Annotated in this window: 10 protein-coding genes and 4 tRNA genes; 3 read left to right on the top strand and 11 right to left on the bottom strand. The window is 60.3% G+C overall.

Going from position 1 to position 12719, the window contains the following annotated elements; translation table 11 throughout:
- Positions 1-121: 121 nt before the first annotated feature.
- The 10 genes from PMI26_RS05025 to gltX all read right to left on the bottom strand — a co-directional run bounded on the left by PMI26_RS05025 (position 122) and on the right by gltX (position 6141).
- A complete protein-coding gene (locus PMI26_RS05025) occupies positions 122-568 on the bottom strand; it encodes an Hsp20 family protein (protein ID WP_007978681.1) in 447 nt (148 codons plus the stop codon).
- Between the two features lie 131 nt (positions 569-699).
- Positions 700-1659 carry a tRNA dihydrouridine synthase gene (locus PMI26_RS05030; protein ID WP_007978679.1) on the bottom strand — a complete coding sequence of 320 codons (960 nt, stop codon included), beginning with the start codon at positions 1657-1659 and terminating at the stop codon, positions 700-702.
- Between the two features lie 152 nt (positions 1660-1811).
- Positions 1812-2261, bottom strand: coding sequence for an acyl-CoA thioesterase (locus PMI26_RS05035; RefSeq protein ID WP_007978676.1), 450 nt, complete (start codon positions 2259-2261; stop codon positions 1812-1814).
- A gap of 48 nt (positions 2262-2309) precedes the next feature.
- Positions 2310-3143, bottom strand: coding sequence for an alpha/beta fold hydrolase (locus PMI26_RS05040; protein WP_007978674.1), 834 nt, complete (start codon positions 3141-3143; stop codon positions 2310-2312).
- A 30-nt stretch (positions 3144-3173) separates the two neighbouring features.
- Entirely contained in the window at positions 3174-3713 is a 540-nt protein-coding gene (locus PMI26_RS05045; RefSeq protein WP_007978672.1) for a TetR/AcrR family transcriptional regulator, read from the bottom strand.
- Between the two features lie 184 nt (positions 3714-3897).
- Positions 3898-3973: transfer RNA gene (locus PMI26_RS05050), tRNA-Glu, on the bottom strand.
- An 80-nt stretch (positions 3974-4053) separates the two neighbouring features.
- Positions 4054-4129 (bottom strand) — tRNA-Ala (locus tag PMI26_RS05055).
- A 53-nt stretch (positions 4130-4182) separates the two neighbouring features.
- Positions 4183-4258 (bottom strand) — tRNA-Glu (locus PMI26_RS05060).
- Positions 4259-4337: 79 nt separating this feature from the next.
- A tRNA-Ala gene (locus tag PMI26_RS05065) sits at positions 4338-4413 on the bottom strand.
- Between the two features lie 246 nt (positions 4414-4659).
- The gene (gene gltX, locus PMI26_RS05070) at positions 4660-6141 is read right to left on the bottom strand and encodes a glutamate--tRNA ligase (protein ID WP_007956429.1); all 1482 of its coding nucleotides are present in this window, start codon (positions 6139-6141) and stop codon (positions 4660-4662) included.
- Between the two features lie 231 nt (positions 6142-6372).
- Between gltX and PMI26_RS05075 the strand changes: the two genes are divergently transcribed.
- Both PMI26_RS05075 and PMI26_RS05080 read left to right on the top strand, forming a co-directional pair.
- A complete protein-coding gene (locus PMI26_RS05075; protein ID WP_007978670.1) occupies positions 6373-7461 on the top strand; it encodes an HlyD family secretion protein in 1089 nt (362 codons plus the stop codon).
- Between the two features lie 49 nt (positions 7462-7510).
- Positions 7511-9001, top strand: coding sequence for an MDR family MFS transporter (locus tag PMI26_RS05080; RefSeq protein ID WP_172435702.1), 1491 nt, complete (start codon positions 7511-7513; stop codon positions 8999-9001).
- A 135-nt stretch (positions 9002-9136) separates the two neighbouring features.
- Here the strand turns inward: PMI26_RS05080 and uvrB are convergent, their stop codons facing one another.
- Positions 9137-11152, bottom strand: coding sequence for an excinuclease ABC subunit UvrB (uvrB, locus tag PMI26_RS05085; RefSeq protein ID WP_007978666.1), 2016 nt, complete (start codon positions 11150-11152; stop codon positions 9137-9139).
- A gap of 335 nt (positions 11153-11487) precedes the next feature.
- Here uvrB and PMI26_RS05090 point away from each other — a divergent pair, with 335 nt between their 5' ends.
- On the top strand, positions 11488-12684 hold the full coding sequence (locus tag PMI26_RS05090; protein ID WP_007978664.1) for an amino acid aminotransferase: 1197 nt from the start codon (positions 11488-11490) through the stop codon (positions 12682-12684).
- The last annotated feature ends 35 nt before the right edge of the window (positions 12685-12719 follow it).

Genomic DNA, 12719 nt, shown 5'->3' with positions numbered 1-12719 from the left:
CCGCAAGCTGCGATCTTTTGATCTTGATTTTTAAAATCAAAAGATCGCAGCCTGCGGCAGCTCCTACAAATGGTACAGGCACAAAAAAGGGCGCCAATGGCGCCCTTCTTCCTGCCCGGACTCAGTGTTGCAGAGCCGGTTTTTGCGCCCCGTTGATCGGGATGCGCTTGGCTTTCGCCTCTTCCGGAATCACCCGCAGCAGGTCGATGCTCAACAGACCGTTGCTCAGGCCGGCAGCCTTGATCTCGATGTGGTCCGCCAGACGGAAGGACAGTTTGAAGGCACGTTGCGCAATGCCCTGATACAGATAAGTGACGTCTTCGTTTGCGTCGCGTTTACCGCCACTGATGGTCAGCACACCCTTCTCGACTTCGAGCTCCAGGTCTTCTTCCTGGAAACCAGCCGCTGCGATGACAATACGGTACTGGTCGTCGCCATGTTTTTCCACGTTATAGGGTGGATAGCTGCTGCCTGGCTCATTGCGCAGGGCGGTTTCGAACAGGTCGTTGAAACGGTCGAAACCTACCGAGGAACGGAACAGTGGGGCCATGGAAAATGTAGTAGCCATGATTCAAATCTCCTGAAAACAATCAGCAAGGTTTTTTGTCTCCGCGACCCGAATTCGGCATCGCGTAACCCTTAGATAGGGACCGCCGATTGCATTTCAAGAGCTTATTTTCTACTTTTTTTAAAAGAGCCTCAGGCAGCTTCAGCCACCGGCAGCCCCAACAAGCGCGAGACGTTATCCAGTTCGGTCTCACGACGCAGGACGGTGAACAGCTCTACCGCCTCGGGATAATTGCGGGTCAGCATCGCCAGCCATTGCTTCAGGCGACCCGGCGATTGGCGTGGCGTCATCTGCGCCTTGGCTTGCAGCCAGAAGTCCTGGATCAGCGGCAGCAGTTCGCTCCAGGTCATCTCCACGACCTCTTCACCGGCCCGGGCAGCGGCGATCTGCTTCGCCAGATCGGGGCGCGAAACCAGGCCGCGACCGAGCATGATGTCTTCCACGCCACTGATCTCACGGCAACGGCGCCAGTCTTCGACGCTCCAGATATCACCATTGGCGAACACAGGCACCTTGACCACCTCCTGCACCCGCGGAATCCACTCCCAATGCGCCGGCGGCTTGTAGCCATCGACCTTGGTTCGCGCGTGCACCACGATGTGTTCCGCACCGCCTTCGGCCAGGGCCGTGGCACACACCAGCGAACCGTCCGGGCTGTCGAAGCCCAGGCGCATCTTGGCGGTGACCGGAATGTGCGCGGGGACGGCACGGCGGACGTGCTCGACGATCTGGTTGAGCAACTCGGGTTCCTTGAGCAGGACCGCGCCACCACGGGATTTGTTGACGGTCTTGGCCGGGCAGCCGAAATTCAGGTCAATCACTTGCGAACCCAGCTCGCACGCCAGCGCGGCATTTTCCGCCAGGCACACCGGATCGGAACCAAGCAGTTGCACACGCAGCGGCACGCCGGAGGCCGTCCGGGCACCGTTGAGCAACTCCGGGCCGAATTTGTGGAAATAGGCAGGCGTCAGCAACTGGTCGTTGACCCGAATGAACTCGGTCACGCACCAGTCAATACCACCCACGCGGGTCAGCACATCGCGCAGGATGTCGTCGACCAACCCCTCCATGGGCGCCAAAGCAATTTGCATGAAAAACACACTCGAGGAAAAACGTGCGGCAGTTTACTGGATTACGCGAGAAGCTGCAGATCCTGTGGGAGCGAGCCTGCTCGCGAAAGCACACTGTCAGATACATTGATGTTGGATTTGCCGCCGCCTTCGCGAGCAGGCTCGCTCCCACATTAGATTTTTGCTGATTCCAAAGCATGCAACGCCGGGCCATAGCCTTCGATGAACTCCGTCGGCATGCGCTTTGGTTTGCCGGTGGACAGCTCGATGCAGACGAACGTGGTTTGCGCGCGCAGCAACGTTGCATTGTCGCTGGGGCGGATCAGCTGGAAGTGCCGGGTCATTTTCAGGCGCTGATCCCAATCGACGATCCAGGTCGCCAATTGCAGCTCATCGCCTTCGTAGGCCGCTGCCAGGTAATCGATCTCGTGGCGCACCACCGCCATCGCCCGGTCCAGCCGCCGGTATTCGACCAGATCCAGGCCAAGGCGTTGGGAGTGGCGCCAGGCGCAGCGCTCGAGCCAGGTCACGTAGACCGCGTTGTTCGCGTGTCCCAGCCCGTCAATGTCTTCGGCGTCCACTTGCAGATCAATGATAAATGGCGTTTCCCGATCCCAGCCCATGCCCCACTCCCGGTCAGATGATTTCGACCGGGGCAGTGTAACGGAAGCTCAAGCGGATTGGCGTGATTGCAGACTGCGTCCGGCCAGCAGTGATAACACGCCATCAATCACTCGGGGGTCGGCCAATACGCGCTGATGACCACCCTCCTTCAAGCGCAGCAGGCGACTGTCGAACCACGCTTCGTGGATCAATTCCGACTCACTGACCTGGACGAAGTCATCATCTTCGGCGTGAACGATCAGGCCGGGCATATCGAGTTGATAGTGCGCGACATCCAGCATCGCGGCGCGCATGCCGACATCATTCTCCACCTGACGAATGAACGCCGAACGAGCCTTCGGCGGCAGCCCGACATAACGGGCGAAACCACGCAGTACGCCGAGAATCCGCGCCGGGGCGGCGATGCTCACCAGGGTTTCAGTGCGCAAACCCAACTGGACCGCGAGCATGGCACTGGCGCCACCCATGGAGTGGCCGATGACCGCTTGCAGCGGCGGAAGTTCGGAAGCGGCTTCAAGCATGGCGCGAGCAAACAGCACAACATTCGCCTCCCTGCCCGGTGAGCGGCCGTGGGCCGGACCATCCAGGGCGACGACCGAGTAACCGGCATCGACCAGCGCGGTGATGAGGCTGGCAAACTGCGTCGGCCGACCTTCCCAGCCGTGCATCAGCAGCACGGCCGGCCCCTGCCCCCAACGCAGCGCCGACAGGCCAAACCGCAGGGTAATGCGCTCGGATCGCGCCAACAGCGGCAGCTCCCAGTCACGGGGTGGCAGATCCCGCGGAGTCATGAAGGCCAGTCGCATCTTGCTAGCGACCAGTTTCGGGGCAAACCAGCCCAAGGTGCCATTAACGCCACGAACCCACTTTAACGCGCTCATCGCATTCTCCTCAGGCCGCAGCCTTCAGGGTCAACGCACTGCCGATTTGGCGGCGCGCAGTAATCGATCGGACAACTCGCCCGGCCCCAGCGCCCGCGCCAGAGCCAGCCCACCCACCATCAAGGCCATATCGGCCAGGGCTTTTTCGGTTTCTTCAGGACTGGCCGCCAACTGCGCGACCATCAATTCCACATGCTCATTCAGGGCGACACGAAACGCTTCCGGCAGCCGCCCCAGTTCGCCGACCGATGCCGGGATCGGACAGGCCGATTCAGAGGAATCACGGTGCTTGCGCGACAGATAGAACGCAGCCACCAGCGCTCGGCGCTCTTCACCGGTCAACTGCGCGTCCATGTCGGCAATCAGGTCGCGGCGGTGACCGAGCAATTGCTTGAACGCCTCGAGCATCATCGCGTCCTTGCTTTCGAAGTGGGCGTAGAAGCCGCCGACCGTCAGGCCCGCCGCCCCCATCACTTCGCCCACGCTTGGCTCGGCCGGACCGCGCTGAATCAGCGCTGCGCTGGCAGCCTTGAGGATGCGCTCGCGGGTTTGAGCTTTTTTATCGTTCATCGTTGCCTCCGAATATTACGATTGAAATATTATTCTCATAATAAATTTTAGCAAGTCATGGGCGTGACCGCTGGTCTGAAGAACAGTTTTTTTGGAAATGGAGGAATTTGGCCAAACGCCAGACAAACAAAAGGGCCATTCAATAATTGAATGACCCTTATAAATCCCGCAGAGCGGGTAATCGTGGCGTCCCCTAGGGGACTCGAACCCCTGTTACCGCCGTGAAAGGGCGGTGTCCTAGGCCACTAGACGAAGGGGACACAAACCCTTCTATACAACTGATCAGTGCTGAGAGCTGATCGATTCAAGGCCGGTGTGGCCAGACCTTGAACTGTAAAATTGGTGGAGCTAAGCGGGATCGAACCGCTGACCTCCTGCATGCCATGCAGGCGCTCTCCCAGCTGAGCTATAGCCCCGGATTTTTCGCCTCGCGGCGGAGCGACATCTTGCAACATCGCTTCTGTAAAACTGGCGTCCCCTAGGGGACTCGAACCCCTGTTACCGCCGTGAAAGGGCGGTGTCCTAGGCCACTAGACGAAGGGGACGCAAACCCTTCTATACAACTGATCAACGCTGAGTGTTGATCGCTTCAAGGCCGGTGTGGCCAGGCCTTGAAGTGTAAATTGGTGGAGCTAGACGGGATCGAACCGTCGACCTCTTGCATGCCATGCAAGCGCTCTCCCAGCTGAGCTATAGCCCCTCATCGTTGATGTCATCGCTGAGGACGGGGCGAATCTTAAGGGCGTATCGAAAGCCTGTCAAACTTATTTTTGAAATTTTTCAAAATTTTTTGTCGGCATAACAACCACTTACCGCCCTCCCCCCGGAAATTCGGGAGGTTTTCCCTGTAGGAGCTGCCGAAGGCTGCGATCTTTTGACGTTGGCTTTTGGAAGCAAGATCAAAAGATCGCAGCCTGCGGCAGCTCCTACAGGGAATCAAAAGCAGTTAGGCGATTGCGCCCAACAGCTTTTCCCACTCTTTGTTTTCTTTCTTCGACACACCGCCCAGCAGGTCGATGGCCTGGCGCAGACGGAACCGGGTCAGGTCCGGCCCGAGGATTTCCATCGCATCGAGCACCGACACCGAGCTCGCCTGGCCGGTGATCGCGGCAAACATCAGCGGCATGGCATCACGCAGCTTCAACTCCAGGGATTCGACTACGGCCTGGATCGTCGCGGTGATGCTGTCCTTCTCCCACTGACGCAGGCTTTCGAGCTTCCACAGGATCAACTGCATCAACTGACGGACCTGATCACCCGACAGTTTCTTGGATTCGAACAGCTTGGCGTCCGGATTCACGCCACCGGCAAAGAAGAACCCGGCCAGCGGTGCCACCTGGCTGAAGGTTTCGACCCGGCCCTGTACGTGCGGCGCGATCTTCATCATGTATTCGGAATTGAATGCCCACTTCTGCACGCGCGCGGCGAACTCTTCCACCGGCAGGTCACGCAGCCATTGGCCGTTGAGCCAGGACAGCTTCTCGATGTCGAAGATCGGCCCGCCGAGGGACACACGCTTCAGATCAAAGTTGTCGACCATTTCCTGCAACGAGAACTTCTCGCGCTCGTCCGGCATCGACCAGCCCATGCGACCCAGGTAGTTGAGCATCGCTTCCGGCATGAAGCCCATGCGCTCGTAGAACGTCACCGAGGTCGGGTTCTTGCGCTTGGACAGCTTGCTCTTGTCCGGGTTACGCAGCAGCGGCATGTAGCACAGCTCCGGTTGTTCCCAGCCGAAGTACTCGTAAAGCAGGATCAGCTTCGGTGCCGATGGCAGCCACTCTTCGCCGCGCAATACATGGGTGATGCCCATCAGGTGATCGTCGACCACGTTGGCCAGGAAGTACGTCGGCAGGCCGTCGGTCTTCATCAGGACTTGCATGTCCATGCGGTCCCACGGGATCTCGACGTCGCCACGCAGCATGTCCGGCACCACGCAGACGCCTTCGCTCGGCACCTTCATGCGGATCACATGGGGTTCGCCAGCGGCCAGGCGACGGGCGACTTCTTCTTTGGACAGCAGCAGCGCGCGGCCGTCGTAACGCGGGGTTTCCCCGCGAGCCATCTGCTCGGCGCGCATCTGGTCCAGCTCTTCGGCGGTGCAGAAGCACGGGAAGGCATGCCCCATGTCGACCAGTTGCTGGCAATACTTCTGATAAATATCGCCGCGCTCGCTTTGCCGATACGGACCGTGCGGGCCACCGACGTCCGGGCCTTCGCTCCAGTCGATCCCCAGCCAGCGCAAGGCGTCGAAAATCTGCTGCTCGGACTCACGGGTCGAACGCAATTGGTCGGTGTCTTCGATCCGCAGGATGAACTCACCGCCATGCTGCTTGGCAAAGCAGTAGTTGAACAAGGCGATGTAGGCGGTACCTACGTGGGGATCCCCGGTAGGCGATGGCGCGATGCGAGTGCGGACGGTGGTCATGGCATGTCTCGAAAAGAAAAAAAAGCGAAGTTCAAACTAGGCGCGAATGGTAACAGGCGACACCCGCCCGGCTCCAGCGAACAGGGCATTTAAGCCAAGGTTGCGTCTGTAACGCCCCTATGACGCGGTGAATGGCCGAATATCCGCCGATGGCATTTACCACTTATCGGCTGTATGCCAGATTTGCCTGCTGATAACTTCCCTTACAATTTCTCGACTACAGTTTGCCTCATGCCTGCCCAACTCAAGCGTCGCCTCTTTACATTCCTGCTGATGGTCCTGCTGATTGCCGGGGGCCTGTTTGCCCATTGGTTCTTCAAGGGGCGCTTTTATGAAAGCACCGACAACGCTTATGTCCAGGGCGAGATCACCCGTGTGTCGAGCCAGCTGGGCGCGCGCATCGATCAGGTGCTGGTGCAGGACAACCAGCATGTCGAGAAAGGCCAGCTGCTGATCAAACTCGAAGGCGACGACTTCCGCCTCGCTGTCGACCGCGCCAATGCCGCCCTGGCCACCCGCCAGGCCGAACGCCTGCAAGCCCAGAGCAAGCTGACCCAGCAGGCCAGCCTGATTGCCGCCAGCGAAGCGCAAGTCGCGTCCAGCCAGGCCAGCCTGGGCCGCTCGCAGATCGACCTGACCCGCGCCGAGACCTTGCGCAAACCCGGTTATGTCTCGGAAGAGCGGGTGACCACCCTCTCCGCCGAATCCCACATTGCCCGCTCGCAAGTGGCCAAGGCCCAGGCCGATGCGCAAAGTCAGCGCCAGCAAGTCAACGCGCTGACCGCCGAGATCAAACGCCTGGACGCGCAGATCGCCAACGCAAAAACCGACCTGGCCCAGGCCGAACTGAACCTGACCCGCAGCGAAATCCACGCCCCCATCAGCGGCCTGATCGGCCAGCGTGCCGCCCGCGAAGGCCAATACGTGCAGGCCGGCGCTTACCTGCTGTCGATCGTGCCGGACGAAGACATCTGGATTCAGGCCAACTTCAAGGAAACCCAGATCGGCCACATGCAGCCCGGCCAGAAAGCCGAACTGACCTTCGACGCCTACAGCGACACGCCGATCGAAGCCCGCGTCGACAGCCTGTTCGCCGCCTCGGGCGCGCAGTTCAGCCTGTTGCCGCCGGACAATGCCACGGGCAACTTCACCAAAGTCGTGCAACGGATTCCGGTAAAACTGACCTTCGCCGCCGACAACCCATTGCGCGGCAAGATTCGTCCGGGCATGTCGGTGACCGCCAAGGTGAACATCAAGGATGCCCCTGCAGACGTCACCCCCAAAGTGAGCAGCAAAGACGCCGCCGACGATGGCCGGTGATCAACTGATCCGCCCGGTCGGCGAGCCGACCCGGCGGGACTGGATCGCGGTGATGAGCGTGATGCTCGGCGCCTTCATGGCGGTGCTGGACATCCAGATCACCAATTCCTCGCTCAAGGATATCCAGGGCGCGCTGTCGGCGACCCTGGAGGAAGGCTCGTGGATTTCCACCTCCTACCTGGTGGCGGAGATCATCATGATCCCGCTCACGGCCTGGCTCGTGCAGTTGTTGTCGGCGCGACGCCTGGCGGTATGGGTGTCCCTCGGGTTTCTCGCGGCTTCCCTGCTCTGCTCCATGGCCTGGAGCCTGGAGAGCATGATCGTGTTCCGCGCCCTGCAGGGGTTTACCGGCGGCGCGCTGATTCCGCTGGCGTTCACCCTGACCCTGATCAAGCTCCCGGAACACCACCGCGCCAAAGGCATGGCCATGTTCGCGATGACCGCCACCTTCGCGCCCTCCATCGGCCCGACCCTCGGCGGCTGGCTGACGGAGAACTGGGGCTGGGAATACATCTTCTACATCAACATCCCGCCCGGCCTGATCATGATCGCCGGCCTGATGTACGGCCTGGAGAAGAAAGAAGCACACTGGGAATTGCTGAAAAGCACCGACTACGCCGGGATTCTCACCCTCGGCGTCGGGCTCGGTTGTCTGCAGGTATTCCTGGAGGAAGGCCATCGCAAGGACTGGCTGGAATCCAGCCTGATCGTGACCCTGGGCAGCATCGCGCTGGTCAGCCTGATCACCTTCGTCATCGTGCAGTTTTCCAAACCCAATCCGTTGATCAACCTCGGCATCCTCGGCAACCGCAATTTCGGCTTGTCCAGTATTTCCAGCGTCGGCATGGGGGTTGGGCTGTACGGCTCGATCTACCTGCTGCCGCTGTACCTGGCGCAAATCCAGAACTACAACGCTCTGCAGATTGGCGAAGTGATCATGTGGATGGGTGTGCCGCAGCTGTTTCTGATCCCGCTGGTGCCCAAACTGATGAAGTTCGTCTCGCCGAAATGGCTGTGCACATTGGGCTTCGGGCTATTCGGGTTGGCGAGCTTCTCTTCGGGCGTGCTGAACCCGGACTTTGCCGGACCGCAGTTCAATCAGATCCAGATCATCCGCGCCCTGGGCCAGCCGCTGATCATGGTCACCATTTCGCTGATCGCGACGTCCTACATCCTGCCCCAGGATGCAGGGTCGGCCTCGAGTCTGTTCAACATCCTGCGCAACCTCGGCGGGGCCATCGGCATCGCCCTGCTCGCCACGCTGCTGGATGCGCGGACCAAGGTTTATTTTGATTACCTGCGTGAATCCATCGTGCCGAGCAATCCGCAGGTGGCCGAGCGCATTGCCTCGCTGACCGACCGGTTGGGCAGTGAAACGGCGGCATTGGGCAAACTCAGCGAGATCGCGCATCAGCAGGCATCGATCATGGCCTACAACGATGCGTTTCATTTTGTCGGGATTGCGCTGGGGATCAGCATGCTGGCGGTGTTGCTGACCCGGAAATTGCCGGCGGGGTTGAAGGCTGGAGAAGCGCACTAGTTAAGTATTGTGGCGCAAAGACCGGCCCCTTCGCGAGCAAGCCCGCTCCCACATTGGACCGCGCCCGTCAGGACAACCCGATCAACTGTGGGAGCGGGCTTGCTCGCGAAGAGGCCCGCACACTCAGCGCAAATCTCAAACAGTGATCAACCGCTCGCGCAACTTGCCAATCTCATCGCGCATCTGCGCCGCAGCTTCAAACTCCAGATCACGCGCCAACGCATACATCTTCTCTTCCAGGGCCTTGATGCGCTTGGCGATCTCTCCCGGAGAGCGCAATTCGGCTTCGTACCTGGCGTTTTCCTCGGCGGCCTTGGCCATGCCTTTGCGCTTCTTGCTGCGCGAACCGGGCACTGTGGCGCCTTCCATGATGTCGGCGACATCCTTGAACACGCCTTTGGGCGTGATGCCATTGGCCAGGTTAAAGGCAATCTGCTTGTCGCGACGACGCTCGGTTTCGCCGATCGCCCGCTCCATGGAGCCCGTGATGCGGTCGGCATACAGAATCGCCCGGCCATTGAGGTTACGTGCCGCCCGGCCGATGGTCTGGATCAGCGAGCGCTCGGAACGCAGGAAGCCTTCCTTGTCGGCATCGAGGATCGCCACCAGCGACACTTCCGGCATGTCCAGGCCTTCGCGCAACAGGTTGATGCCCACCAGCACATCGAAGGTGCCCAGGCGCAAGTCGCGGATGATTTCGACCCGTTCCACGGTGTCGATATCCGAGTGCAGGTAGCGCACGCGCACGCCGTGGTCGGCCAGATAGTCGGTCAAGTCTTCGGCCATGCGCTTGGTCAGCGTCGTGACCAGCACCCGCTCTTCCAGAGCGACACGCTTGGTGATTTCCGACAGCAAGTCGTCGACCTGGGTCAGTGCCGGGCGGATCTCTATTTGCGGGTCCACCAGCCCGGTCGGGCGCACCACCATGTCAATCACGCGCCCGGCGTGCTCGGCTTCATAGTTGCCCGGCGTCGCCGAGACGAAAATCGTCTGCGGGCTGATGCTTTCCCACTCATCGAAACGCATCGGCCGGTTGTCCAGGGCCGAGGGCAGGCGGAAACCGTATTCGACCAGGGTTTCCTTGCGCGAGCGGTCGCCCTTGTACATGGCGCCCACCTGCGGAACGCTGACGTGGGATTCGTCGATCACCAGCAAGGCATCGGCCGGCAGGTAATCGTAAAGGGTTGGTGGCGCCGCGCCAGCTTCGCGACCGGACAGATAGCGCGAGTAGTTTTCGATGCCGTTGCAGTAACCCAGTTCGAGGATCATCTCCAGATCGAAACGGGTGCGCTGCTCCAGGCGCTGGGCTTCCACCAGCTTGTTGTTGGAGCGCAGGTATTCCAGGCGTTCCTGCAACTCGACCTTGATGCCTTCGACCGCGCCCATCAGGGTTTCCCGGGGCGTGACGTAGTGGCTCTTCGGGTAGAAAGTGAACCGCGGCAGCTTGCGGATCACTTCGCCGGTCAATGGATCGAAGGCCGACAGGCTTTCCACCTCATCGTCGAAGAGTTCGATGCGGATCGCTTCGAAATCCGATTCCGCCGGATGGATATCGATCACGTCGCCGCGCACACGGAAGGTCGCACGGGCGAATTCCATGTCGTTGCGGGTGTACTGCAAGTCGGCCAGGCGGCGCAGCAACTCACGCTGGTCGAGCTTGTCGCCGCGATCCACGTGCAACACCATCTTCAGATAGGTTTCCGGGCTGCCCAGACCGTAGATGCACGACACCGTGGTGACGATGATCGCGTCCTTGCGCTCGAGCAATGCCTTGGTCGCCGACAGCCGCATCTGCTCGATGTGGTCGTTGATCGAGGCATCTTTCTCGATGAAGGTGTCCGAGGACGGCACGTAGGCTTCGGGTTGGTAGTAGTCGTAGTAAGAAACGAAATACTCCACCGCGTTGTTCGGGAAAAACGCCTTGAACTCGCCGTACAACTGCGCCGCCAGGGTCTTGTTCGGCGCCAGCACCAGCGTCGGGCGCTGCACCTGGGCGATCACGTTGGCGATGCTGAAGGTCTTGCCCGAGCCGGTCACACCGAGCAGCGTCTGGTGCGCCAGCCCGGCCTCGATGCCCTCGACCATCAGGCGGATGGCTTCCGGCTGATCGCCGGCGGGCTCGAAACGGGTGACTAGCTGGAATTCAGACATGAAATACCTCTGGTTCACTCTTGCCGGTCAAACCGGCACGAACGAGAAAGACCGCAAACGACCGATGTCGCCCGAGGAAAAAACTGGATTGTGCTCAATGTGGAGCCGATTGCCAGCGCTTTCAAGGTAAACGTCCTGCATCACGCAAAACCTTTGCCGAGACCAATCGACTGGCGGTCGATAAATAATCGGAAAAACTTGCCTTAAAAGGTCAATCGCCTGTCGCCAGCCATCGCCGATGGCCTCTATACTAGCTCCCCGTTTGTGCACCGCTCTAGTGCATTCGGCTGGAGCGCGACACGTCCCTCCACTCTCCATTCAGAGCCGCCGCAATAATGAGCCTGTTCTCCGCTGTCGAAATGGCACCACGCGATCCAATCCTGGGCCTCAACGAAGCATTCAACGCCGATACCCGTACCAACAAGGTCAACCTGGGGGTCGGTGTTTACTGCAACGAGGAGGGGCGAATTCCACTCCTGCGCGCCGTTGTCGAAGCCGAAACGATTCGCGCCGCTCAACACGTTTCCCGTGGCTACCTGCCAATCGACGGCATTGCCGCCTACGACCAGGCCGTGCAAAAGCTGCTGTTCGGCAATGATTCGCCACTGCTCGCCGCTGGCCGCGTCATCACCACCCAGGCCGTTGGCGGTACTGGCGCTCTGAAAATCGGTGCCGACTTCCTCAAGCAACTGCTGCCGAACGCCGTCGTGGCGATCAGCGACCCGAGCTGGGAAAACCACCGCGCCCTGTTCGAAACCGCCGGTTTCCCGGTGCAGAACTACCGCTACTACGACGCCGCGACCCACGACGTGAACCGTACCGGCATGCTGGAAGACCTGAACGCGCTGCCGAACGGCTCGATCATTGTGCTGCACGCCTGCTGCCACAACCCGACCGGCGTGGACCTGAGCCCGGCCGACTGGAAAAACGTCCTGGAAGTCGTCAAAGCCAAAGGCCACGTGCCGTTCCTCGACATGGCGTATCAAGGCTTCGGCGATGGCATCGACGAAGACGCCGCTGCCGTGCGCCTGTTCGCCGAGTCGGGCCTGACCTTCTTCGCTTCCAGCTCGTTCTCCAAATCGTTCTCGCTGTATGGCGAGCGCGTCGGTGCCCTGTCGATCGTCAGCGAATCGAAAGAAGAAAGCGCGCGCGTGCTGTCGCAAGTCAAACGCGTGATCCGCACCAACTACTCCAACCCGCCGACCCACGGTGCCAGCGTTGTCGCTGCCGTGCTGAACAGCCCGGAACTGCGCGCCCAGTGGGAAGCCGAACTGGCCGAAATGCGCCTGCGCATTCGTGGCATGCGCACCCAGATGGTCGACCTGCTGGCAAAAAAAGCGCCTCAGCGCGATTTCAGCTTCGTCGGTCGTCAGTGCGGCATGTTCTCCTACTCCGGCTTGAGCGTTGAGCAAGTTCATCGCCTGCGCAACGAGTTCGGCATCTACGCCCTGGACACCGGCCGCATCTGCGTGGCCGCGCTGAACCAGAGCAACATCGAGGTGGTGACGGACGCGATTGTCCAGGTCATCTGATGACACCTTGAAATGAAAAACGGGAAGCCTGTGGC

This window comes from Pseudomonas sp. GM33, from assembly GCF_000282295.1.
Taxonomy (GTDB): Bacteria; Pseudomonadota; Gammaproteobacteria; order Pseudomonadales; family Pseudomonadaceae; genus Aquipseudomonas; species Aquipseudomonas laurylsulfatiphila.
The sequence above is the reverse complement of the archived record's forward strand: the minus strand, read 5'-3'. Positions and strand labels throughout refer to the sequence as shown.